The sequence below is a fragment of the Alkalibacterium psychrotolerans genome, assembly GCF_054784355.1.
Genome location: NZ_BAAGPH010000020.1, coordinates 1 through 23,621, shown reverse-complemented (window position 1 = coordinate 23,621; position 23,621 = coordinate 1). Strand labels below are relative to the sequence as shown.

27 protein-coding genes are annotated in these 23,621 nt (G+C 41.0%); 3 read left to right on the top strand and 24 right to left on the bottom strand.

Annotation, left to right across the window (positions count from 1 at the left end; genetic code table 11):
• The coding region (locus ACYVLS_RS03045; protein WP_460321063.1) for a hypothetical protein at nucleotides 1-192 on the top strand (192 nt) is incomplete at its 5' end.
• Between the two features lie 46 nt (nucleotides 193-238).
• Here ACYVLS_RS03045 and ACYVLS_RS03040 read toward each other — a convergent pair.
• The 20 genes from ACYVLS_RS03040 to ACYVLS_RS02945 all read right to left on the bottom strand — a co-directional run bounded on the left by ACYVLS_RS03040 (nucleotide 239) and on the right by ACYVLS_RS02945 (nucleotide 16,136).
• Nucleotides 239-1,096, bottom strand: coding sequence for a cell division protein FtsQ/DivIB (locus ACYVLS_RS03040; RefSeq protein ID WP_460321061.1), 858 nt, complete (start codon nucleotides 1,094-1,096; stop codon nucleotides 239-241).
• A 21-nt stretch (nucleotides 1,097-1,117) separates the two neighbouring features.
• Complete coding sequence (murG, locus tag ACYVLS_RS03035) at nucleotides 1,118-2,239, bottom strand: undecaprenyldiphospho-muramoylpentapeptide beta-N-acetylglucosaminyltransferase (RefSeq protein WP_460321059.1); 1,122 nt, start codon at nucleotides 2,237-2,239, stop codon at nucleotides 1,118-1,120.
• Nucleotides 2,240-2,257: 18 nt separating this feature from the next.
• Nucleotides 2,258-3,643: a UDP-N-acetylmuramoyl-L-alanine--D-glutamate ligase gene (murD, locus tag ACYVLS_RS03030; RefSeq protein WP_460321057.1), complete on the bottom strand. Its 1,386-nt coding sequence runs from the start codon at nucleotides 3,641-3,643 to the stop codon at nucleotides 2,258-2,260.
• A 90-nt stretch (nucleotides 3,644-3,733) separates the two neighbouring features.
• Nucleotides 3,734-4,636: a phospho-N-acetylmuramoyl-pentapeptide-transferase gene (gene mraY / locus ACYVLS_RS03025; protein ID WP_460321070.1), complete on the bottom strand. Its 903-nt coding sequence runs from the start codon at nucleotides 4,634-4,636 to the stop codon at nucleotides 3,734-3,736.
• Between the two features lie 78 nt (nucleotides 4,637-4,714).
• Entirely contained in the window at nucleotides 4,715-6,895 is a 2,181-nt protein-coding gene (locus tag ACYVLS_RS03020; protein WP_460321055.1) for a penicillin-binding transpeptidase domain-containing protein, read from the bottom strand.
• On the bottom strand, nucleotides 6,892-7,269 hold the full coding sequence (gene ftsL / locus ACYVLS_RS03015) for a cell division protein FtsL (protein WP_460321053.1): 378 nt from the start codon (nucleotides 7,267-7,269) through the stop codon (nucleotides 6,892-6,894). The genes ACYVLS_RS03020 and ftsL overlap by 4 nt, the downstream gene beginning before the upstream one ends.
• Before the next feature lie 35 nt (nucleotides 7,270-7,304).
• Nucleotides 7,305-8,255: a 16S rRNA (cytosine(1402)-N(4))-methyltransferase RsmH gene (gene rsmH, locus ACYVLS_RS03010; protein ID WP_460321051.1), complete on the bottom strand. Its 951-nt coding sequence runs from the start codon at nucleotides 8,253-8,255 to the stop codon at nucleotides 7,305-7,307.
• A gap of 15 nt (nucleotides 8,256-8,270) precedes the next feature.
• Nucleotides 8,271-8,702 carry a division/cell wall cluster transcriptional repressor MraZ gene (mraZ, locus tag ACYVLS_RS03005; RefSeq protein WP_460321048.1) on the bottom strand — a complete coding sequence of 144 codons (432 nt, stop codon included), beginning with the start codon at nucleotides 8,700-8,702 and terminating at the stop codon, nucleotides 8,271-8,273.
• A 177-nt stretch (nucleotides 8,703-8,879) separates the two neighbouring features.
• On the bottom strand, nucleotides 8,880-9,248 hold the full coding sequence (locus ACYVLS_RS03000; protein WP_460321067.1) for a DUF3397 family protein: 369 nt from the start codon (nucleotides 9,246-9,248) through the stop codon (nucleotides 8,880-8,882).
• Between the two features lie 109 nt (nucleotides 9,249-9,357).
• Nucleotides 9,358-9,537, bottom strand: coding sequence for a 50S ribosomal protein L32 (gene rpmF / locus ACYVLS_RS02995; RefSeq protein ID WP_460321046.1), 180 nt, complete (start codon nucleotides 9,535-9,537; stop codon nucleotides 9,358-9,360).
• A gap of 45 nt (nucleotides 9,538-9,582) precedes the next feature.
• Nucleotides 9,583-10,149, bottom strand: coding sequence for a YceD family protein (locus ACYVLS_RS02990; RefSeq protein ID WP_460321044.1), 567 nt, complete (start codon nucleotides 10,147-10,149; stop codon nucleotides 9,583-9,585).
• Between the two features lie 117 nt (nucleotides 10,150-10,266).
• Nucleotides 10,267-11,460 (bottom strand): nucleotidyltransferase, encoded by a 1,194-nt coding sequence (locus tag ACYVLS_RS02985; protein WP_460321042.1) that lies wholly within the window; start codon nucleotides 11,458-11,460, stop codon nucleotides 10,267-10,269.
• Between the two features lie 10 nt (nucleotides 11,461-11,470).
• Nucleotides 11,471-12,193, bottom strand: coding sequence for a class I SAM-dependent DNA methyltransferase (locus ACYVLS_RS02980; protein WP_460321039.1), 723 nt, complete (start codon nucleotides 12,191-12,193; stop codon nucleotides 11,471-11,473).
• Nucleotides 12,193-12,552, bottom strand: a complete 360-nt coding sequence (gene rsfS, locus ACYVLS_RS02975) for a ribosome silencing factor (RefSeq protein WP_460321037.1) — start codon at nucleotides 12,550-12,552, stop codon at nucleotides 12,193-12,195. Before rsfS ends, ACYVLS_RS02980 begins: the two co-directional genes overlap by 1 nt.
• Nucleotides 12,533-13,165 carry a bis(5'-nucleosyl)-tetraphosphatase (symmetrical) YqeK gene (gene yqeK, locus ACYVLS_RS02970; protein WP_460321035.1) on the bottom strand — a complete coding sequence of 211 codons (633 nt, stop codon included), beginning with the start codon at nucleotides 13,163-13,165 and terminating at the stop codon, nucleotides 12,533-12,535. Before yqeK ends, rsfS begins: the two co-directional genes overlap by 20 nt.
• Nucleotides 13,158-13,796 carry a nicotinate-nucleotide adenylyltransferase gene (locus ACYVLS_RS02965; RefSeq protein WP_460321033.1) on the bottom strand — a complete coding sequence of 213 codons (639 nt, stop codon included), beginning with the start codon at nucleotides 13,794-13,796 and terminating at the stop codon, nucleotides 13,158-13,160. The genes yqeK and ACYVLS_RS02965 overlap by 8 nt, the downstream gene beginning before the upstream one ends.
• A gap of 14 nt (nucleotides 13,797-13,810) precedes the next feature.
• Nucleotides 13,811-14,128: a ribosome assembly RNA-binding protein YhbY gene (yhbY, locus tag ACYVLS_RS02960; RefSeq protein ID WP_460321065.1), complete on the bottom strand. Its 318-nt coding sequence runs from the start codon at nucleotides 14,126-14,128 to the stop codon at nucleotides 13,811-13,813.
• Between the two features lie 15 nt (nucleotides 14,129-14,143).
• On the bottom strand, nucleotides 14,144-15,271 hold the full coding sequence (gene yqeH, locus ACYVLS_RS02955) for a ribosome biogenesis GTPase YqeH (protein ID WP_460321031.1): 1,128 nt from the start codon (nucleotides 15,269-15,271) through the stop codon (nucleotides 14,144-14,146).
• Entirely contained in the window at nucleotides 15,249-15,794 is a 546-nt protein-coding gene (locus tag ACYVLS_RS02950; protein WP_460321029.1) for a YqeG family HAD IIIA-type phosphatase, read from the bottom strand. The genes yqeH and ACYVLS_RS02950 overlap by 23 nt, the downstream gene beginning before the upstream one ends.
• Nucleotides 15,795-15,884: 90 nt before the next feature.
• Nucleotides 15,885-16,136, bottom strand: a complete 252-nt coding sequence (locus tag ACYVLS_RS02945; protein WP_460321027.1) for a YkuJ family protein — start codon at nucleotides 16,134-16,136, stop codon at nucleotides 15,885-15,887.
• 199 nt (nucleotides 16,137-16,335) lie between these two features.
• Between ACYVLS_RS02945 and ACYVLS_RS02940 the strand changes: the two genes are divergently transcribed.
• The gene (locus ACYVLS_RS02940; RefSeq protein WP_460321024.1) at nucleotides 16,336-17,508 is read left to right on the top strand and encodes an aminotransferase class I/II-fold pyridoxal phosphate-dependent enzyme; all 1,173 of its coding nucleotides are present in this window, start codon (nucleotides 16,336-16,338) and stop codon (nucleotides 17,506-17,508) included.
• Nucleotides 17,509-17,584: 76 nt separating this feature from the next.
• On the opposite strand, the gene ACYVLS_RS02935 is transcribed toward ACYVLS_RS02940, so the two are convergent.
• From ACYVLS_RS02935 to ACYVLS_RS02925, 3 genes are all read right to left on the bottom strand, one after another.
• Nucleotides 17,585-18,448 carry an NAD(P)-dependent oxidoreductase gene (locus ACYVLS_RS02935; protein WP_460321021.1) on the bottom strand — a complete coding sequence of 288 codons (864 nt, stop codon included), beginning with the start codon at nucleotides 18,446-18,448 and terminating at the stop codon, nucleotides 17,585-17,587.
• Nucleotides 18,449-18,513: 65 nt separating this feature from the next.
• Nucleotides 18,514-20,238, bottom strand: a complete 1,725-nt coding sequence (ptsP, locus tag ACYVLS_RS02930; protein WP_460321019.1) for a phosphoenolpyruvate--protein phosphotransferase — start codon at nucleotides 20,236-20,238, stop codon at nucleotides 18,514-18,516.
• Nucleotides 20,238-20,504: a phosphocarrier protein HPr gene (locus ACYVLS_RS02925; RefSeq protein ID WP_091482496.1), complete on the bottom strand. Its 267-nt coding sequence runs from the start codon at nucleotides 20,502-20,504 to the stop codon at nucleotides 20,238-20,240. The genes ptsP and ACYVLS_RS02925 overlap by 1 nt, the downstream gene beginning before the upstream one ends.
• Before the next feature lie 334 nt (nucleotides 20,505-20,838).
• Here ACYVLS_RS02925 and ACYVLS_RS02920 point away from each other — a divergent pair, with 334 nt between their 5' ends.
• The gene (locus tag ACYVLS_RS02920; RefSeq protein ID WP_460321016.1) at nucleotides 20,839-23,052 is read left to right on the top strand and encodes an ATP-dependent Clp protease ATP-binding subunit; all 2,214 of its coding nucleotides are present in this window, start codon (nucleotides 20,839-20,841) and stop codon (nucleotides 23,050-23,052) included.
• Here the strand turns inward: ACYVLS_RS02920 and tnpA are convergent.
• Nucleotides 23,045-23,431: an IS200/IS605 family transposase gene (gene tnpA / locus ACYVLS_RS02915; RefSeq protein ID WP_460321014.1), complete on the bottom strand. Its 387-nt coding sequence runs from the start codon at nucleotides 23,429-23,431 to the stop codon at nucleotides 23,045-23,047. The genes ACYVLS_RS02920 and tnpA overlap by 8 nt on opposite strands.
• Nucleotides 23,432-23,621: the final 190 nt, after the last annotated feature.

The following is a 23,621-nucleotide window of genomic DNA, read 5'->3' as shown; positions in this document are numbered from 1 at the left end:
CCTGGAGTACGTGTCTTAGTCGACAACCTAATTGTACCATATGGGGGGGTTCCTTTTTTCTATGTTTTAAAAAAGTTGATTTATCAGGTGTTAAACACGACAAATAATTATGAAATTGGCTCATTTATTGATTTATCAGGTTATTTGAATTACTTTTATGTGACAAATACAGATATCTCTAATTATAAATGAGTAATAAAAAAGCATGCCCAATTTAGACATGCTTCACAGTGGTTTACTAATCATTTATATCGTCATCTGTTTCTTGAAAATCATTTTCAGAGTCATACTCTTCATATTCTTCTGAGTATTCCTCTGATTCAAATGGCACGAAAAAAGCTCCAGCTTCCAGATCGAACAAGCCCTGTTCTCCCTCAACTGTTTCTCTCATCTGAGGGTAATAGTTAATCCGTTCAGAAAACGAAGGAATACTGGCCAGCACCTCATTTCCATCCGTCATGGAAACCCGAACAAGCATCTCATTTCTTTCATTTTCAACTTTCTCAATTTCCGCAATCATTTCACGAACCAGGTCATCAACCTCTTCATGTTCAGCCAGCATCCTGTTTAATGCCGAACCTTTATTAAAACCTATCAGAATAGGCTGATTATCTGTGATTCGGGGAAATGATTCATCCAGAATTTCCCCGTTTTCCAATATTTTACGGTAACTTCCTTCTTCGAGCAGAAAAGCCACCGTTTGATATTCTTCTACAGATAAGGTAATGCTCTGAAGACCCGATACGTTGAGTTCAGCAGCTCTTACCTGTACATTAGAATCTTCAATAGTGTTTTCAATTCTATTTTTGCTGATAACCGTCTCAATCAGTGAATCCCCTGGAGTAATCTGACTTGATTCAAAGACAACCTGGTCATACACTTCAGACGTACCTTCCACATTGACTTCAGTTATTTTACTGTACGGACTAATTGTATATATGGAAACCAATAAAGATACAATAAAAACAGTCATCAGAAGGCTGTACTTCAAGTAGACTTTTCTGTTAGAAGAACTGGCACTGGACGTCCCATTTATATCAACTACCGTCTGCTCTTCCGTTTTAGCCTCTGGGGTTGTCCCTTCTTTTTTTGTCATGGTCACTTCTCCTACATTCTACTACTTCAGTAAAGCCATCATCACATTCATTATTCTGTCAGAGGCATCCGGTACGCCAAGCTCCTTGGACTGAACAGACATCTGTTTTCTTAGGTCGTCATTACTCATTAATCGGTTAATCTCATTTACAAAGTTCTCTGATTTTAACTCGTTCTCTTTAATGAGCACAGCGGCATTTACATCAGACAGACTTTTTGCATTACGCGTCTGATGATCCTCAGTGACATTGGGGCTTGGAATCAAAACACTCGGTACGCCTAAAGCAGTCAGTTCGGCAAGTGTGGTTGCACCGCTTCTTGCTACCACTAAGGAAACAGAGGCAAAGACCTCGGGTAGATTATCAACATATGGAACAATTTTAACAGGAGAAATTTCACCTATATCCCCACATTTGTTTTTCCAGTCATTGACAACTGCATCATAGCTGTCGCGACCGGTAATAAATAGTGTCTGATAAGAAGCCTGATTGAATGCACTGCAGTTTTGAACTACTGCATGATTAATCGCAGCTGCCCCTCTGCTGCCTCCGAAAATAACAATAGCAGGCTGTTTCGGGTCCAGTCCATAGTCTTTCAAACTGTTATTCGGCACCAGATTGGCTACTTCCTGAGCTCGAGGATTTCCGGTGAATACCACTTTATCTTGATTGTCTTTAAACTGAGCTCGAGCATCTTCAAAACAGATGGCCACTTTGGAAACATGTTTGGCCAAAAACTTATTAGTAATACCAGCCACACTGTTCTGTTCATGTATGATGGTAGGAATGCCTAGCTTAGAAGCTGCGTAGCAAACTGGTGCACTGACATACCCTCCCGTACCGATAACTACATCGGGCTTGAATGTTTTAATGATCTTCCTGGCTTTTCTGATTGCTTGGATAAAGTACCAGACCGTCTTCACATTATAGGTAATGCCTTCAATATTCAGCTTTCTTTTGAAGCCTTCTACTTTAAGAGGTTCGAAATCTATGCCCTGCTTTGGAACAATTGTGCTTTCGAGTCCTCTGTAGGTACCGACATATAGGAATTCAGCATCTGTATGGGTTTCTTTAATTCGTTTAATTAAGGCGAGTGCAGGATAAATGTGTCCTCCTGTACCGCCGCCTGTTACTAAAATTTTCATTGTATGTGCACTAGGTGCTTACTCTCCTTTTTTGCTGCTGTTTTTTATTTTTTCGATTGAATTAATGAAGTCCTGTCCCCGCTCCTGATAATCAGTATACGCATCCCAGCTGGCACAAGCAGGAGAAAGCAAGATTACGTCTTTTTCCTGACTGGCATTAAAAGCTCCATCCACACATTCCTCTAAGGTGTCTTGCACAGAAACGAGGTCGACACCAGCCTGCCTGCCGATATCTGATAGCTTTTGATTTGTTTCTCCAAACGTGAACAGCGCCTTAACGTGCTTTCTGAAAACTGGAAGTAAGTCCTCAAAATTATCTCCACGGTCAAGTCCCCCTGCCAGCAGCAGTACTTTACTATCGAATCCCTCCAGAGCATTAATTGTGGCCAATGAATTCGTTGCTTTAGAGTCATTGTAAAATTTTCGTTCATTTACTTCTCCCACGAAATGAAGACGATGCTCTACGCCATGGAAGTTCCTCAAAACGTCTCGTATGTCTTCATTTTTAATATGTCGTAACTTGGCTACTGCAATGGCCGCCAATGCGTTTTCCAAATTGTGATTGCCTGGCAGGGCAATGTCATCCACATCTATGACTTTTTCCTTGTTGTAATAGATGCTGTTTTCATTCAGGTAAACTCCGTTAGTCAATTTATCTTTTCTGGAAAAAGGAATAAGTTGGGCTTTGCTGGTGCTTAAAATCAGCTCAGTCAGTTCCATCTGATCATGATTGTATATAAGATAGTCCTCTTCTGCCTGATTACGGGTAATATTTAATTTGGCTTCTACATATTCTTTACGGGAACCATGATAATCAAGGTGTGCAGAATGAATATTTGTGAACACAGCTATAGACGGTCTAAATTTACGTGTTCCCATTAACTGAAAGCTGGATGTCTCCATCAAAAGGGTATCTTCACTTGAAGAATCTTTAGCGATGTCGCTTACCGGTATACCAATATTTCCAACTGAGTAGACATTTCCCGCATCGGTTTTCGTTTTCAGTATCGCTTCAATCATTTTGGTCGTCGTTGTCTTTCCATTGGTACCTGTTATGGCAATGATAGGAGACTCGGTAATGTCATAAGCAACCTCCACATCAGTTACGATAGGAATGTTTAATTTTCCTGCTTCTTGTATCAATGGATTTGTGTAAGGAATACCTGGGTTTTTTACAATTAAATCCAGAGGTTCATTTAACAATGAGGCCGGGTGACCTCCTGAGACTATTGAAATGCCTAACTGTTCTAACTCAATAGCCTTGCTGTCTCCCTTAAGGTCCTTATAATCATTAACGGTGACGACAGATCCTAAATTGTGGAGTAATTTAGCCACACTAAATCCACTCACAGCGAGGCCTAAGACGAGTACATGCTTATTTTGGTAATTATTTTTGTTTTTCATAGAAAGCTCCCCATAACGTGGTTAGTTTTTACTTATTCTACAGGTAATCTAAAAAAACTGGAAGTAGAAAACTACTACCAGCTTTATTAGTTATATCATAATGAGTGCAGCTGCACTGCTGATTAACGTAATGAGTGAAAAGATAATAACTATTTTCCACTCACCCCACCCTGTCATCTCAAAGTGATGGTGGATAGGGCTCATCTTGAAGATACGTTTCCCTCTTGTTTTAAAAGAGGTCACTTGCAGCATGACACTGGCTGTCTCTATTACAAAAATCAGTCCAATAAGGAGGAGTGTCCATTCCTGATTAAGAATAATAGATGCGCCTGCCAGTCCAGCCCCTAAGGCTAAAGAACCGACATCTCCCATGAAAATCTTTGCGGGTTTTTTGTTGAATAAAAAGAACCCGATAAGCGACCCCATGACTGTTGCTGTAAACACGGCAACGGCCCACTGATTCTGCCAGACAGCTATGATAGTGTATGTTGCATAAGCGATGGTACCTGTGGTTGCAAGCAGACCATCTATTCCATCTGTTAAATTTGTAGCATTAGAAAATCCTACAAGCCAGAATACTACAAACAGACTGTAAAATAGGCCTATATTTAATGAATAATCAAACGGCAATTGAATTGCCTGAGCAGGAATCATCGTGTTAATCCCGAAATAGAACAACACTGCGCCAGCTATTTGTCCAAGTAATTTCTGCTTGCTAGTCAATCCAAGGTTACGTTTCATCACAACTTTTATATAATCATCTACAAACCCGATGAGGGCAAAGACTATAAAAATGAAAACAAGCAGAAGGGTCAGTAACCGATGTTCCTCTACAAAAAAACTCAACAGGAAGGAACTCACACTAACAGCAATTAGTATCGACACGCCTCCCATAGTGGGTGTGCCCGATTTCACGCCATGCCAGGAGGGACCTTCCTCCCTGGTTGTCTGACCCAACTGTTTCTCCTTAAAATAACGGATAACCAGTGGCATCAGGATAATGGCTATGAAGCCACTTAAACTTAAAGCTAACAATAGGTATAAACTGTTCACAAAACTAGTCCTTTCTCATCAATCTAAATTCGAAGACAATTGTACCATTATTTCAGTACCTGTTTCAATAAAAGAACCAGTCGGTATATCCTGTTCGACTACAAACCCTTCACCGTTGATAGTAAGATCGACTCCAGTCATCTCAGCGAACCGAATGAGCTCGTTACGTGACCAGCCAGTTAAGTCAGGCAGAGTCATCGCTCCATTAGTCAACAATAGTACTCTTCGTGACTTATCTTCGTACGCTCCCTGATTTGGATGTTGCTGAACTATGCGGTCGCCTGTTCCAATCACACTGTAGACTTGACCTTCTTCTTCAAGTCTGTGCTTTATTTCCTGAGTATCTTCATCAATATAAGATACCACTTCTTCGTCAAAATCCTGAGCATCAGTAGGGTTTTCTTTCCCCGCCGAATAGTATTCAAGAGCACGTTTCATCACAGGATTAAAAATTTTCTGAACTGCCTGACTTCCGTGAGTGATGGTTCCATTCAGTTTTGGCTGCTGAATAGTAACATATAATATCAGTTCAGGATCATCTGCAGGTGCCATTCCGACTACTGAATAAAGGAAATTTGCTTCGCCAGTCATGTAGCCCCCGGTTTCAGGATCAAATATTTGAGCGGTCCCTGTCTTGGCTGCTATATCAAACCCTTCAACGTCATAGTTCCGGGCTGTTCCACCTTCTCCATAAACAGTTTCCTTCAAATAATTAAGTGTCTGTGCTGCGGTCTCTTTTGAAATCACTTGCTTTTCACTGCTTTCAGTTGCTGTCATATCATCTTCTCTATTATGATTACTCTCTATTTTCGTGACATGCGGATTCACCATCACCCCATCATTGGTAATTGCTGAGAATGCCCGCAGCATCTGAACTGGTGTCACGGATATTCCTTGACCGAAGGAGGTGTTAAATTTATCCAAAGGGTATTCGTAAGGAATGCTTCCTCTCGCTTCTCCGGCCATTGATATACCTGTTCGCTGGGCAAAGCCGAAATTATCAAGATAGTCTTTCCACGTGTCCAGACCCATTTCTTCTACCTGGTGGATAAAAGAGACATTACTTGAGCGGGCAAGACCTTCCAGGTGAGTAATCGTTCCCCAGCCTTCCGGTCGGACGTCACGCACGACTCCTCCGCCTATTTGTATTCTTCCTGATTTGAAATAATCATGGGGGTGAAACGTTCCCTCAGCTATAGATGCCGCTAAAGTCATGACTTTCAATGTTGAACCCGGCTCAAAGGTATATTCTGTAAGCAGGTTCTGCCAAGACTGGTCAATACCTTCCAATGTGGTTGCATTAAACGTGGGGCGCTGAGAAGTCGCTAGTATTTCACCTGTTTTAGCATGCATCAGGTTAGCTGTAATGTATTTAGGTGAATGCTCTTTATTCACTTCTTCCACTATACTTTCCAGAAAAATCTGGATGCGTCTATCTATTGTCAGGTTAATATCTTCTCCATGTACTGGCAGTTCTTCTTCAATTTCCTGACCGGGTATGACATAGCCGAATCGATCGCGCTGGTATCTCCTCCAGCCATTCTCTCCGCTTAATATATCGTCATATTCTTTTTCAAGACCCATCACACCAACCAGATGATTTCTGTCCTCAGAATCTGTCTGAGCCAAACCTATAGTGTGCGAAGCGAATGTTCCGTTTGGATACAGTCTGCTTCTGCTTTCTTCAAATGTTATGCCCGTCAATTCTTCCTGCTGCAGGTCTTCTTTGATTGCACTCATTGTTTCAAACGTCAAGTTACTCCCGGCACGACCGAATTCCACCTGACTGTTATCCAATACTAATCTAGCATAAATATCATCCTGACTCATCGCCAAATGTCCAGAAAGTACTTGAGCGACTTCTTCAGGTCTCTCTATATGCTGAGGACGACTAGGTGTCGACCACTCATCGGTAAGAACTGCAATCATTTTGTAGGACGTTGCATCTATAGCAATAGGGTTGCCGTTTCTGTCATAAATAGTCCCTCTTCTTGCCTGAAGCATACTGTTTCGGGTATATAACCGTTCCACATTCTGATGCAAATCTTCCCCATTTACCTCGCCTCTGACCATAATCCAGGTAAATCTAAAGAAGAGCGAAAAAAAAAGAACAAAACATAAAACATAGAGAAAAATAGCTATGAATTTTCTGTTTTTAAAAGGCGAGAACTCTTTCACTTTTTTCTTTATCTGCTTCATCTGAATACATTCCTGATTTGTTCCTCATTCATTTCCAAATTATGCTGGCGCGCAATAGTGTAGACACGATCGTATCTGGATAACTCCTGCACTTTCTGTTCATGATTTTCAATCTCAATCTGTGTGACAATTGCCTGAGACTCCATATCCTGAATTGTTCGGTTCACTGTTGACACTTGTATCGTCAAAACAATGTGTGCAACAGCCAATCCAAATAAAACAAGTCCAAAGAAACTGACAACAGCCGCTTCCAATCGTGTGTACCCTTTTTGTAACGGCTGAGGGTTATGTATCTTTTCCGGTTCGTGACGCGGTTGAGGCTGATTTAGATGGTTAACCTGACTTTCCATCTGTCTTGCTAAATTATCCTGCATCATCATTCACTCCTATCTCTTTTACATTCGGCTAATTATAGTCTCTGTTTTTCAGCTATTCTCAATTTTGCGCTTCTTGCACGATTATTCGCTTCAATTTCTTCATCACTCGGTATAATCGGTTTTTTATTGACCAGTTTTATAATCGGCATCTGCTGGTCCGGGATAATCGGTAACCCTCTTGGAAGCTCGGGAAGCTTGGAGTAGCTCTTGAATAACTGCTTAACAATCCTGTCTTCCAGCGAATGAAACGTAATAATGCTGATTCGTCCGTTTAAAGCAAGCAACTCGACTGCGGCTTCCAGTGAATCTTCCAGAGATCCCAGCTCATCATTAACAGCAATTCTAAGTGCCTGGAACACTCGTTTAGCCGGATGACCACCTTTACGTCTTGCCGGAGCAGGAATAGCCTCTTTAATTAACTCCACCAGTTCTTGAGTCGTATCAATGGTTTTGTTCTTTCTAGCGGCTTCAATGACTCGGGCTATCTGTTTCGAGAACTTCTCTTCTCCGTACCTAAAGAATATTCTAACCAAATCACTGTATTCCCAATTGTTGACAATGTCATGCGCCGTCAACTCCTGACTCTGATCCATCCTCATGTCTAGTCGAGCCTCTTTGTGATAACTGAAGCCACGCTCCGTCACATCCAACTGAGGCGAAGACACTCCTAGGTCATAGAGAATACCATCTACTTTCGTTACGCCAAGAGCTAACATTTCACTTTTTATATTACGGAAATTCGAGTGAATAAAAGTGAGTTTACCTTTATCAACTTCTTCGCGCAATAATTTTTCTGCATTGTTTATGGCTGTCATATCCTGATCAAAGGAGTACAAATGCCCATTTTCATTTAACTGGCTGAGGATAAGAGACGTGTGACCCGCTCCACCTAAGGTACAGTCAATATAAATTCCATCAGGTTTTATATTTAAGCCTTCAACTGTTTCATTCAGTAAGACTGTGTCGTGTTCAAATTCTGTCATTATTAGTCCCCCAGTTTAAAAGCCAAAGTCAATCATTTCTTCTGCAATTTCTTCAAATGAATCGTTAGCATCTGAAGAAAATTCTGTCCATTTCTCTTCGCTCCATATTTCAATTCTGTCAGAGACGCCTATGATGTAACAGCTTTTCTCAATTGAAGCATGATTTATCAATGTATTGGGAAGGTTAATCCGTCCCTGTTTATCCAGCGAACACTCTGTTGCAGCTGAATAAAGAAAACGGGTGAACGCTCGAGATTCTTTTTTTGCCAAGGGAAGCTGTTTAAGTTTGGCTTCAAGTGTATGCCACTCTTCCATCGGATAACCGAAGAGACAGCCATCCAGCCCGCGAGTCACAATGAAATGTTCTCCCAAATCATCTCTGAACTTGGAAGGTATTATCAACCGACCTTTTGCATCGATATTATGCTTGTATTCGCCTAATAACATTTCACTGCCCCCTCTCCCCACTTATAAGGCTAAGTCTACCACAACGCCCCACTTTGTACCACACCATTTCCCAAATAAAACAGAATTGTAAAGAAAAAACTTAAACCCTTACATTTTGTATAGAAAAAAGCCCTGACCCGGAGTGTTAACCCGAGTCAGGGCTTTAGTTAAATTACTTTACACTACATAAGAAAGTATAACCCATATGCCAATAAACGCATGAAGGAAAATTAAAATTAAAAAAACAACACGCCACCACAATCTAAAGAAGACATAAAAATTCAGACTGTGTTTTTTGAATGTGTGATGAGAGGCTATCAGCATTCCACTTAAAGACAAGAGAATGATTATGTAAGGAATACTGTTGAGACCGAAAAGCAGCTGGACAGATATATAATTAACAATGATTAAATAAGGAATCAGGATGTCTACTACTCTAACCGTCAATCTCACAAGTTTAAATTGCCTGTTCATTTTTTTTGAAAAAAGTAATAGTATAATGGGCAAAAAGTAAAAAAACCACCAGAAACCGTCACTTATAGTCATATCCATAGATTCACTTCCATCCGTTTTTTTAGATTGTATCAGAAAAAGCGTCTATGGGATAACCCATAAACGCTTAAATCCATTGTTTCTAATTGATTACACCAAAGAATTAACCTTCTTTGCTGATAACCTCTTTACCTGCGTAAAATCCGCAAGCTGAGCATACGTGGTGATTACGTTTTACTTCACCACAATTTGGACAATCACTCATGTTTGGAAGATCCAATTTGATATGAGTACGTCTTTTTGCTTTTCTGCTAGTAGATGTTCTTCTTTTAGGTACTGCCATTTTCCAACACACCTCCTTAAAAGGATTCGATTCTCGATTCAATTTCTACTCATCATCTTCTTTAAAAAGATCTTTCAGCGCTGCAAATCGTGGGTCGCCTTCGCCATCATCAGACTTTCTAGATGGTTGGCTCAAGTGGGTTTCTTCCCCCACAACGTCCCAGTTATTACCGCTAGGCATTTCATCTGATTTCAATTCTTCTTCAGTAAATACTTGAGTAGATTTATTAGATAAAATAGCATCTTCGATTGGTTTCTGCAAATCCAGAACATCTGCAGTTAATTCTTCCACAATTTCTCCCTCTGTAAATGAGTCAACTGTAACAGGTGACTGTGGGGATAAATATATTTCAGAAAATGGAATGGATAAGGAAACAGTTACAGGTTCCAGCGATCTTGAAGAAGGCAATGTGACATTCGTATTCAAGAATAAATCAGCGTAATAAACGCCGTCCTTGTCAACTTCTACAGAACCTTTTATAGATACAGCATCGCAAGCCAGTATTTCTTCATCTCTTTCCTTTAGTGACTGTTCCAAATCAGCAGTGCCATCTAAAGTAAGCATTTCATCCTGATATTTCTTTAATTCGTTTAATGCCCATTTTAATTTCATTGACTTTCACCTCATTGTGCGTCGGTACTTTTTTGTTAATGTAACCATAGGCACTCGTGTTGTGTAGCCGCATCAGGTTATACGTGGACAACAAAAATAATTATACTGGTTTCCAGCCTACTTGTCAATCAATTTTACAGGCTTTCTATAATAATCCTGGTGTTTTATTTCGTTAACCGATGCCAGTCTGTAGACCAGTCCCGCCCTAATATCTTCGTAAAACATGTCTGCCTGTTTCTTTCTGATATTTGACACAATCGTCACACCGAATTTATCCTTGTTTTCATTCATATACTTTTGTCCGTTAGAGTTAAATCCTAATAGGCGGACAGTTGATATTTTCTGCTGGCGAAACTTCATATCCGCTTTTTTATTGTTCATTAGAATATGGTAACAGATTCTCTGGAGTCGTGTCCAGGTCAGCTGCTTGGTTTTCAGACGTTCCAGAAACTCAGTCATGGAGGCAGCTTCCCCTATCTTTTCCTTTATCCGGTACTGAAGCCCCTCTTCCATCAAATAAATGTCAAGAAGATTAGATACTGACTGAAGAGTAATCTGATACCGTAGATAAGGAAAGAGATCATCCCAGGTCACTAACTTTTCTGACTGCAGCATCTCGAAGGTTTCTTTAGGAACATAACTCTTCACTCGTCCCCAGTCCTGACTTTGGTCATTCAATACTTTTCTGATGGCTGTCGCACTCCCTATGGCCAATGACGGATTGAGACTGTCTTCATGGTAGTCAGAGTGCAAGCGCTTGACTGTGTGGAGAAGCATCGGGTACTGGTTTCTGGTAATCTCCTTGGCATAGGAAAAGCCCAGCACGTTGTTCGGCTGGCTTAAATCTACAGGAAAATCTTTATAGAGACCTTTAAGGACACGAGAAAAGTTTTTAGCATAGTGCTCCGACTGTTTCATTTGTGATTTGAATGTTTCATTAATCGTCTGCTCGTTTTCCAGGTAGTCTTCTGCTGCCTGCTTGAACGCTTCACTATTACCCAGTTCACTGCCAAAACTAATCACATCACATCCGAGCGCGTTTAAGATAGCTACTGCTCCTTCGGCAAAGAAATCAGCAGGCTGTACGCTAAAATCTACAGGTAGCTCAACCACTAAATCTGCACCAGCTTTTAAAGCAAGCTCTGCGCGAGACCATTTATCAATAATTGCCGGTTCTCCACGCTGGAGAAAATTCCCGCTCATGACAACAATGATGACATCTGCTCCAGTTTGTTTTCGTGCTTCTTCTAACTGGTAGGCATGTCCATTATGAAAAGGATTGTATTCAGCTACTATACCGCACGCTTTCATGCCATTCTCCTTACTTTCTCGCTTCGAAAAACCAGCGCCTGCTCTTTTCAGTTATCTTTTCTCCAAAGTCAGCCGTCACTTCCACAGTCCTAAAGCCGGCTTTCTCAAGCAAATCTCTATACGTTTCTAGAGGGTAGGTTCTTTCTTTATGAATCTCTTCGAACCGTTGATATTTATCTAATTCTGTATGCACAAAGAAACTCAAATGGTGTTCGACTGAATGAGGATGGTTTCCCTCATAGCTGTCCCAGGCAAAGAAAATATTTTCGACTTCAGCATGAAAAGATGTCTCCAGAAATTCACTTATTTTATAAACGGAGTGTACATCGAATAAAAACACACCTTCTGATTCCAAAGAAGACTGAACTTCTTTAAAGACAGTCAATAGTTCCTGCTCATCTGTCATATAACACAAGGCGTCGCTATAGCAGATAACCGAATCGTATTCCGGCAACTCAGATAAATCTCTCATATCCCTTTGAATCAGAGGGAAAAAAGTATCTTCCTCAATTTGTCTATCATAAGCAAGGCTCAGCATTTCTTCAGATAAATCCAGTCCTGTCAAATCATAACCGGCCTTAGTCAGCATAATACCTAATATACCGGTACCACAACCGAGTTCAAGTATTGTGTCACTTGGGGAAATTCTTTCAGCCGTATAGGTTAGCCATTTGTGGTATAAGCTATCATCCATAAGCTCATCATAAATCTGAGCAAACCAGTTGTAACTCATTAGCCTAACCAATCACTTACATCAACTTGTTCAGCGTCTGACCATAGTTTTTCAAGATTATAAAAGTCTCTTTCCTCTTCACTGAATAGATGAATGATGACATCTCCCAAATCGATTAAGACCCACTTGCCATTGTCTTTTCCTTCAACGCGTTTAACAGGCTGATCGTGTTCATCAGCTGCATCCAGTATACTTTTAGCAATGGCATCCAATTGTCTTTCACTATTGGCGTGGGTAATAACAAAGTAGTCAGCCAGTAAAGAAACATCTTTCATCTCAAGCGCAACAATATCCTCTGCAAATTTTGAGTCAGCTGTTTTTACTACATATTCTAAAACTTCAATAGACGAACGGGTCATTATTTTCCTCCTTGTTAGTTACAGCCCAGGCATTGTATGTTTCTATAGCCTTGGGGTAAACCTTCATATTGCGTTTGATTAAATTCTTCAGTGTGTGCCTGGCAATAAAGGCCAGAGTTTCTTCAAGATTCTTTCCAGACAACTTTCTCGCTTTCTCCACACCCTTAAAAGATCGATTCGGTTCAATGAAATCAGCGACATAAATAATCTGGGCCACTTTGCTCATTTTGGGAGCACCAATTGTATGGTACTTAACCGCTTCAAGAATGTCATCGTCCGTAATGTTAAATTCATTTTTCAACAGGACAGCTCCGATAGGTCCATGCCAGATATTACTGCCAAACTGAAGCATTTCGAGGTCCTGGTTCTCGCTGATAATCAGATCCATCATTTCCTCATCTGACCGCTCTTTAGCATAATCATGCGCTATAGCTGAAATGCTCACTTTTTCCTTGTCCACATCATACAATTCTGCTAGATGAAGGGCTGTCTTTTCCACTCGCATAACGTGTTTGTATCGTCGCCTGCTTAGAGTCAGCTCCATTACTTCAGCCAGCTCTTTTCGTGATAAGTCAGTATAACGACTGGAGTATTCGATTGTTTTATTAATCATCTTTATACAATCCTTCATTCTCAATATAGGTATTAACCTCAGGTGCAACCAAATACTTAATCGATGTTCCCTCATGAACTTTATGACGTATCAGACTTGAGCTGATCGCAATGTTCGGCACATCCAAGATTATTACCGGATAAGGCGTGTGCAGGGTATACCCCGGTCTGTTGACCGCTACAAACTGGACCAATGTGACTAGTTCATCGATTTTATGCCAGTTAGGAAGGTCTTCTACCATATCCGCACCAATAATAAAATAGTATTCAGTATCCGGGTTTTTCTCTTTCAGCTCTTTTACAGTATCGTAAGTGTAGCTTTTTCCTCTGCGATGTATCTCAGTCAAATCTATTTCAAAGGCATCGTCATCCTGTAGCGTCTGCTTAAGCATGTCGATTCTATACTTATAATCGATGGTGGTCTTCCCATTGCTGTGAGGAGGTGAATAGGAAGGCAAAAAGTGTATCTTTTCCAATCCTAATTGATCCCTGACCTGTTCAGCAATAATTAAATGACCGATATGCGGCGGATTAAAGGATCCGCCAAACAGGCCGATTTTATCAGCAGAATACGTCTCGATTTTTTCAATAAGCACTTCGGGTTCAATTGTTTTAGAAGTAACAGGGCTCACTCTCCACACCTCAACTAATTAGATTTTGGTAAATCTGATGAATAGTACTGGTACTTTTCTTCGGAAGCAGGCATGAATAAGACCAGCACTTTACCTATGGTCTGAACAACCGTAATACTTGAGTGCTCCTCGATAAACTGCTTAGCTTCACTTGTAGTGACATCTGTGTTCTGAAGTAATTGCACTTTCATCAATTCCTTGTTTTCCAATGAGTCTTCAAACTCTTTCACCATTTCTACAGTCAATCCGTTTTTCCCTATTTGGAATAAAGGTGACATGTCATTGGCTCTTGCTCTTAAAAATCTCTTTTGCTTTCCGGTTAATTTCATAATTATCCCTTTCTTTACTTATACAAGTTTTTTTCGCATGATGACGTCGACGCCTTTAGGAGCCCAGCCGGCTACTCTCGTACCAGCCTGATCCACAGATACCCATCCGAGTCCTGAAAAAACGATATCCGCAGGTTGCGTTGTCGTAAATTCAAAGCGTTTCAATTCAGGCAAGGAGTGACTATTCTCTTTAGCTGGAGGTGCAAGCAGTTCGCCCAGCTGATTCTTGTAAAGTTCGTCTGCCTTGTCTGTCTTAGTCCGGTGAATATACAAGTCGTTAGACAAGTATGTCACGAAAGACTGTTTTCCTTCGCCTTTGATATAATCAAAGCGTGCCAGTCCGGCAAAAAATAATGTCTGGCTGGGGTTTAACTGATAGCTCTTAGGTTTAATCTCTTTTCTAGGAGTCACTACTTTTATTTCTTCAGGTTTAAGATAATACGAAAGCTGCGCAGACTGTATGACACCCGGGGTGTCAACTAAAACTCTTTTATCATCTAAAGGAATTTCAATCTTCCCTAATGTTGTTCCTGGGAAATAAGATGTCGTCACCACATTGTCTTCATCTGTTGCAATGCTGATTATCTTGTTAACTAATGTTGATTTACCAACATTTGTCGTTCCAACTATATAAATATCTCTACCTTTTCTTAACTTCTCTAAATCTTCCATCAAGCCTTTTACATCATCCTGATTCAAAGCGCTGATCAAGAAAACTTCCTCCGGTCTAATGCCATTTAAATGAGACTGCTCAAATAACCATTGTCTCATTTTAGATTTTTTCAAAGATTTAGGCAGCAGGTCCACTTTGTTTCCAACGATGATGACCGGATTACTGCCGGCAAAACGCTGTATACCAGATATAACACTGCCGTTGAAGTCAAAAATATCAACCATATTCACTATTAGTGCATTGGTCTCATTCAACTCATGAAGCATATTCAAAAAGTCATCATCGGTTAATTCGACATCCTGCACTTCATTATAATGCCTTAACCTGAAGCATCTCTTGCAGTATACCGCTTCTTCCTGAGCCTTCTCCAGTGCTTTAGCAGGAATAAAGCCAGATCTTGACTCATCATCGCTTTGCAGGACCGCGCCGCACCCGATACACTGCAAACTGTTACTGCTGTCTTTGTCTGTCATGTAAATTTCCTCTCCATTTTAAATCCGGGTTTTTTTTCAATAAATACGTCATTATTTTCAGTTCTACAAAGCGGTTCAAGCGGGTATTCCAGGCATCTGAGTCAAGAATAGGCTGAACTAAAACACTTTTTATTCCAGCATGATTGGCTCCTTTAATATCTGTGATAACCTGATCTCCGACCATAAGTACTTCGTCTTTTGATAAGTCATATTCGGATAGTGCTTTGTTAAACCCTCTCTGAAATGGCTTTAACGCATTGGGAATAAAATCCAGCTCAAGAATACTGGCTACTTTCCCAACCCTTTTACGGTTATTATTGGATAAAATAATGACTCTAATATTATTTTCTTTCATCAGTTCTATCCACTCTATGGTTTCTTCCGTTGCTTCCGGATTATTCCAGGCTATCAGAGTGTTATCCAGATCTGTTAAAACGGCTTTGATATTTTCTTTTTTCAGTTCTTCTGGTGATATCTGGTAGATGGACTTGACCATCCATGTCGGTTTAAAACTGTTCAGCATCCACTTCCTCCTTCGTGTTCAGAATAGTATAGGGGAATGATTTTTTCTAAAAAAAAGGAAGCACACAAAGCACTTCCTTTTGTGCACTTCTTATTCTTCAGTAGATGTAGCGGGTTGAACAAGTTCGAGAATTTCAACTGCAACATAATCAATGTTGTCAAACTCATATGTTTGCTGAGTTGTACGATCTTCCAGTTCAAACATTTTTGATTTGCTGTCATATCTCACGATACACTGTTCTTTTCCGTCTTTTTCAAACCGGCGAATTTGCACTTCGTCAGATTGGTCTTCACGCATCGCGTCTAATCTACGAATTATCGGTATCAGCTGGGATGGTTTCATCGGCTTTCCCCTTCCTGCGTCTATTCTATTTACTCTACTATTCTAACAGATTTCGTAGTAAATTACAGTAATTGTCCTATGCTTTTAGTACGAATCTCTGCTTTTAATTGATAAAGGACACAAAAAGTCTTAACTATTTCTTTGTAGCGTGCCTATTCGTATGCTAAACTGTAAAAAATACAAAAGGAGATTGCCATTTATGAATAAACTAGCGCGTATGTTCAATAATGAAGTACTTAATGCAGAAATATCTCAAATCAGACAGTTTGATGAGAGCGTGTCTGAGTTTGGTGATTTAATTCGGCTTACTTTGGGGCAGCCTGACTTCCCAACGCCCCAGCATGTAAAAGAAGCAGCAAAAAAAGCAATAGATGAAAATTTCTCATTCTATACTCAAACTGCAGGCTATCTGCAGTTAAGAGAGGCTGCATCTCAGTTCGTCGAGGAAAAATATAATCTCCATTACAATCCTGAAACAGAAGTGATTGCCACTGTAGGCGCCACTGAGGCCCTCGCCTGTTCCCTGATTAGCATTTTGAATCCCGGCGACAAGGTTATCATACCTTCCCCTTATTTTTCATTGTATGAATCTTTAGTCAGACAAGCTAAAGCCGTTCCTGTTTTTATTGATACTTCCCTGACCAATTTTCAGGTCAGTCCAGATGTGCTTAAACAGACAATAGAAGAACACAAGGATACTATAAAAGCTGTCATTTTTAATTCTCCCAATAACCCGACAGGTACAACCTGGTCAAAAGAGCGAGTGAAGGAACTGGCCACCGTACTGGAAAACTATCCTGACGTGCTGGCCATCAGTGATGAAATCTATAGCGAGATTGTTTATGAAGAGGATTTTACATCCTTGGGAGAGCATCTCAGAGAACAGACCATCGTAATCAACGGACTTTCCAAATCGCATGCCATGACTGGCTGGCGATTAGGCTTAATTTTTGCTCCGGCGTTTATTACCGAACAAATTGTCAAAGTCCACCAGTCTTTAGTTACCAGCGCATCCAGCATTACGCAATATGCTGGAATCGAAGCACTGACTAAAGGGAAAAATGATGCACATGATATGAGAGTGCAGTACAAGAAAAGAAGAGATGTCGTTGTCGAGGCCTTATCGGCACTGGATTTTACCATCGCCACTCCGACAGGTGCCTTTTACATTTTTGCTAAAATTCCAGAACACTTCAGCGATAACAGCCATGACTTCTGCTACAATTTGGCCAAGCATACACGTGTGGCGCTCATTCCCGGAAGTGCTTTTGGTGAAGCTGGAGAAGGCTATGTCAGAATCAGCTACGCAGCCAGCCTAAGTGACATTGAAGAAGCCATGAACCGTCTGACTGACTATTTGACGAAAAACTAGGAGACAATTGAGCTCTCTTTCAATCTAAAAGGCGATTATCTCGAGAAGAGATAATCGCCTTTTTTACTTATTGAGATTACATTTTCCACCATAATTTAATCAACGCCTGCGTTCCACTGTTTTCGTAACCATCATCTGATAATTCTTTGTATAATTTAAATGCTAACTGTGTAGAAGGAAGGTTCAGGTTCATTTTTTCCGCTTCATCCAGCACAATTTTAAGATCTTTAACGAAGTGCTTGACGAAGAATCCTGGTGAATAATCCTCTTTTAGTATACGTGGACCGTAGTTGAGCAATGACCAGTTGGAAGCTGCCCCTCCACTCAATGTCTCTATTACTTTTTCAAGGTCCAGCCCTGCCTTATTGGCATAGGCCAGCATTTCACTCAGTCCTGTCATCGTACCGGCCACCATAATCTGATTAGCCATTTTTGTATGCTGCCCACTACCCGGTCCCCCATGAAGCATAAGGCTACTGGAGAACAGCTCAATGACTGGACGGACTTTATTAAAGACGGTCTCTTCTCCACCGGCCATAACCGTCAGCGTTCCTTTTTGAGCACCTAAATCGCCTCCGGATACCGGTGCATCTATTGCACTGGCTCCTCTACTGACAGCTGTGTCATAGATTTTTTCAGCAAGAGTTGGAGTGCTGGTTGTCAAATCAATAAAGATTTTATTTGCACTGTCCGACTGGAAGAGCCCGTTATTACCATAATATACGTCTTCCACATCTGAGGGGTAGCCAACCATAGTAAAGATTAAATCTGCCTCTTTAGCTACTTTTTTAGGTGTATCACACCACCTAGCCCCTTCTTCTATCAGACTTTCTGCCTTTTTCCTGGTCCTAGTGTAAATAAAGACCTGATTGCCAGCTTCGAGTAAATGTCTAACAATAGACTGTCCCATAACACCTGTTCCTACAAATCCAATCTTCATCATAAACTCACCTCAATTTCAGATTATACTAAAACAGATTGAACCCGGAGGTCCAATCTGTTAAATTATTCTGCGGTGTAACGATTAACCAGTTCAATAACTTCATCAACTGTTGTACAGTCAGTTAAAGCCTGATCGGCTAATTCTTTCATTTGCTTAGAGTCCAGCTTTTTAAGCAGACTTCTAGTTTTTAAAATACTTGTCGCACTCATTGAGAATTCATCAAGACCTAAACCTACCAGAAGCGGTACAGCTATCTGATCGCCGGCCATCTCTCCACACATACCTGCCCATTTGCCTTCTTTATGAGCAGCATCAATAACGCCTTTAATCAGACGCAGAATTGACGGGTTATATGGCTGATAGAGATAAGATACACGCTCATTCATGCGGTCTGCAGCCATGGTGTATTGAATCAGGTCATTTGTACCAATACTGAAAAAGTCCACTTCTTTAGCAAACTGGTCAGCCAACACAGCAGCAGCAGGAATTTCAATCATAATTCCTACTTCAATTGCATCAGATACTTCAACACCTTCATCAATCAACTTAGCTTTTTCTTCTTCCAGGATTGCTTTTGCTTCCCTGAATTCAGGTAGTGTCGCAATCATTGGGAACATGATACGCAGCGTACCATGTACAGAAGCTCTCAACAGGGCACGCAGCTGTGTACGGAAAATAGCATCCTGATCCAGGCTTACTCGTATAGCACGGTAACCCAGGAACGGATTCATTTCTTTAGGCAGTTCAAGGTAAGGCAACTCTTTGTCTCCACCGATATCCATTGTTCGGACAACGACAGGTCTGTCTCCCATACCTTCAAGAACTTTCTTATACGCTTCATACTGATCATCTTCTGTTGGTAATTCATTCGAATCCATGTAGAGAAATTCGGTACGGTAAAGTCCAATTCCTTCACCACCGTTATTGTTTACACCTTCAAGATCTTTAGGTGTGCCAATATTGGCAGCTAATTCAACATGCTTACCGTCTTTAGTCAAGCTAGGCTCATCTCTAAGCTGATCCCATTCTTTCTTTAGATCATCGAAGTCCTTCGCTTTCTTCTCATATTCAGCTACCTGGTCATCTGATGGATTGACGATAACGTCTCCTTCAATTCCATCAACAATCAGATAGTCGTCTTCGGAAACGAGTTCGGTAATATTTTTTGTGCCTACAATTGCTGGAATTTCCAATGAACGAGCCATAATTGCTGAATGAGAGGTTCTTCCTCCAATATCAGTAACAAAAGCCTTAACATATTTCTTGTTCAGCTGTGCAGTATCACTAGGCGTCAAATCCTCAGCGATAATAATAACTTCTTCTTCTATAGTAGCAGGAGACGGAAGAGTAACATTCAGCAAACGAGCAAGAACACGCTTTCTAACATCACGAATGTCGGCCGCTCTTTCTTGCATATACGCATTGTCTTCCATACCTTCAAACATAGCGATAAAGTTATCAGTTACCTGTTTAAATGCAAAATCAGCATTAACCTTTTCATCATCAATAACTGCATGAGTCTGATCAATTAGATCAGGATCGGATAATACCATCGTATGTGCATCAAAAACCTGAGCTTCTGCTTCACCTAATGATTCAGCTGCAATCGCACGAATCTTAGCCAACTGCTCTTTAGATTCTTCAATTGCCTTAGAAAGACGCGATTTTTCAGCGTCAGCATCTGAAGTACTCTTTTTTTCAACTGTCAGGTCCGGTTCGATTAACAAGTATGCTTTAGCTTGCGCAATTCCATCACTTGCGGCAATTCCAGATACTTTAGAGGTCATTATTCAGCCATTCCCTCGTTCTTGATAGTCTGGTCGATACCTTCGATTGCTTCTTTTTCATCAGCACCTTCAGCTGTAATTGATACATCTGCGCCTTTACCAACACCAAGGGACATAACACCCATGATTGATTTCAAGTTTACAGATTTACCTTTGTATTCTAAAGTAATATCTGAATTGTACTTGCTGGCAGTCTGAACCAGTAGTGTAGCTGGACGTGCGTGAATCCCTGTTTCTGCTGTTACGTTGTACTCTCTTTTTTCCATTGTAAATTCTCCTTTTCGATAAAAAAGTATATGGTAGAAAAGACTAATACGGCCTCTATTTCCATAAACGGACGGCTTTTTAAAGATGTCCGTGAAATATCAGCACGATAATCTTTCTTCTTTAACAGATTACCATGTTTTCCCTATAGCTACAACTATTTTATACAAATTAAAGTTTCTTCACTTGAAAGTCAACAAAGGTCAGAGTATACTATAATTTGAAATGGTCAGTATTGGTCAAACCAATTTTGTTTTATCACAAGTATATTAACTGACCTTTCCTATTTAACTTAGTATAATTAAATTAAGAAGACACGAAAGGTAGGTCCTAATAATGATATGTCAACGATGCATGGAACGAAACGCAACAATTCATCTAACAACCAGTGTGAATGGTCAGCGAAGAGAAATTGACCTTTGCCAGAAATGTTATCAGGAAATCAAACAGCAGGAACAAAATGGCCGCTTAAATCAGCCTAATCAGTCTGATCCGTTCGGTTTCAATCAGTTTGATGATTTATTCAGAGCCTTATCTCAAAGCAGACAGCCCCAGCAGCCTAACCAGACCCCTCCCGGCAGGCAGAACTTCTCAAACGGTAACCAGCCACCCAGAGGCGGTAACCGCGGCGGTCTATTGGGTGAATACGGTGTGGATCTGACTCAAATGGCAAAAGACGGCAAAATTGATCCAGTCATTGGCCGGGATAGAGAAATTGAACGTGTCATTGAGATACTCAATCGCCGAACCAAAAACAATCCCGTTTTGACTGGAGAAGCCGGCGTGGGTAAAACAGCAATTGTTGAAGGCCTCGCCCTCAAAATAGTTAACGGTGAAGTGCCTCAGAAACTCCAGGACAAAGAAGTCATTCGACTTGACGTGGCGTCTCTTGTTCAGGGTACTGGAATTAGAGGGCAATTCGAAGAAAGAATGCAGCAGTTAATGAATGAGTTACGGGAGACCGATGACATTATCCTGTTTATCGACGAAGTCCACGAACTAGTCGGTGCAGGCTCGGCTGAAGGCAGCAGTATGGATGCAGGGAACATTCTAAAACCAGCTCTTGCTAGAGGCGAACTGCAGATGGTTGGCGCGACAACACTTAATGAGTACAGAAAAATTGAAAAGGACCCTGCACTTGAACGTCGCCTGCAGCCGGTCCGCGTCAATGAACCGACACTTGAAGAAACTTTGACTATTCTCAAAGGCATTCAAAAGCAATATGAGAATTACCATCACGTCAAATATACTGACAAGGCAATTAATGCAGCAGTAGAATTGTCTCACCGTTATATCCAGGACCGCTTTCTTCCAGACAAAGCCATTGATTTACTCGATGAATCCGGATCTAAGAAGAATCTGACTATTCAGACGGTGGACCCTGCTTCTCTTGAAGAAAAGATTCAAGAGGCTGATCAGCTCAAGCAAAAAGCCTTGGATAGTGAAGACTATGAAAAAGCGGCATTTTACCGCGATCAGGCTGCCAAATATAAAGACATGATGAACCAGCAGACACCTGAATCCGAACAGCCTGAGGTAACTGAGCAGGACATCATCAACATTATTGAGATTAAAACGGGTATTCCCGTCGGTGAACTGAAAGAAAAAGAACAGACTCAGCTGAAAGACTTGGATCAGTCACTGCGCAAGCATGTGATTGGACAAGATGAAGCGGTAGGAAAAGTTGCCAAAGCAATCAGACGTAATAGAATTGGACTGCGTCAGAAAAATAGACCGATTGGTTCCTTCATGTTTGTAGGACCAACCGGTGTGGGTAAAACCGAACTGGCTAAAACGCTGGCCCTTGAATTATTTGGCAGCAAGGAAGCTTATGTCCGCCTTGACATGAGTGAATATATGGAAAAACACAGCACATCTAAGTTAATCGGTTCTCCACCAGGATACGTCGGCTATGATGAAGCTGGCCAGCTCACTGAAAAAGTCAGACGCAATCCTTACAGTCTGATTTTAGTAGACGAAGTGGAAAAAGCTCACCCAGATGTTTTACACATGTTCCTTCAGATTCTGGATGATGGCCGTTTAACCGACGCTCAAGGTCGAACAGTTAACTTTAAAGAAACCATTATTATCATGACTAGCAATGCCGGAACTACGAACGTGGAATCCAGTGTAGGTTTCGGCGCACAGATGAGTGGCAGCCAGCACTCCATTTTGAATCATCTGGACGACTACTTTAAACCGGAATTTCTAAACCGTTTTGACGGTATTGTAGAATTCCACTCACTGACGAAAGAAAATCTGCTTGATATTATTGAGTTGATGCTTAGTGATGTCAATGATGCTTTGAAACAGCACAATATATCCCTTCAGGTTGATCAGGAAGCAAAAGAGAAACTGGTTGACTTAGGATACGACCCTAAAATGGGTGCCCGTCCATTGAGACGCGTTATTGAAGAACAAATTGAAGATAAAATTGCAGAATTTTACCTTAACAATCCCAACCCAGGTGTCATACTGGCTACGGTAAAAGACGATGCCATTGTCATCGAACGACAAGATGAGCAGGTTGAAGACAACGACACTAACTAATGCATAATAAAGAGGCAGCAGCAGAAAGGGTAATCCCTCCTGCTGCTGCCTTTTTTATTTTGNACCATAACGACCCTTTCCAAAGCTCCTTCTTCGTATCTGGGTAGGCTTTAAACCAGTCCCTTGCAGAAGCGCCCTTTAATGCCTTCATGACCGAACTAATGGCCTTGTTCGGTGGAAAGGATACCACCATATGAATGTGATCATCCACGACCTCACTCTCCAGTATGGTGATGGCGTTGTTTTGAGCCGTCACCTGCAGGAAGTCTTTCATCGCCTGCCGGCGTTCGTGTGTGGTGAATACCGCTTTACGGTACTTGGTCACCCAGACCAAGTGGTAAGTGGTGCGGTAAACATTTGTCCGTGTTTTTGTATACATGTGTATGCCCTCCATTAACTTTAGTCAAGCGCTATAATAGTGTGATATACTTATCATATGTGGTATAATAAGTATACCACATCACAAGGAGGATGCACACGATGTTAGTCGGCATAAAAGGTCAATTAACCCTTAAACCAGACCAACAAGCTCAGGTATTGCAGAACATCGGCAATGCCCGTTTTGTGTG